At 62.7% G+C, this 295-nt stretch carries 1 protein-coding gene; it reads right to left on the reverse strand.

Annotation, left to right across the window (positions count from 1 at the left end; all coding sequences use genetic code 11):
- The coding region (locus IFT54_RS20210) for a recombinase family protein (protein ID WP_192071990.1) at window positions 1–295 on the reverse strand (295 nt) is incomplete at both ends.

The following is a 295-nucleotide window of genomic DNA, read 5'->3' on the forward strand; positions in this document are numbered from 1 at the left end:
GTCATGCCGGCGCGGGTGCGCTCCACGATCAAGGCGCGCTCGAACTCAGCCAATGCTCCCATGATATGAAACACCAGCTTGCCCCCGGCCGAACCGGTATCGATCGCTTCGTTAAGCGATACGAACCCGCAACCCCGATCCTGCAAAGCCGCTACCAGCTCAATCAGGTGCGGCAGGGAACGCCCCAGGCGATCAAGTCGCCATGTCACGAGGGTGTCGCCCTGTTTCAGCGTGGCGAGCGCTTGGTCGAGCCCAGGACGCCGACGTGCAACACCTGAAACACCCTCGTCCTCGT

It is taken from the genome of Sphingomonas sp. CFBP 13714 (genome assembly GCF_014842205.1).
GTDB lineage: Bacteria > Pseudomonadota > Alphaproteobacteria > Sphingomonadales > Sphingomonadaceae > Sphingomonas > Sphingomonas aerolata.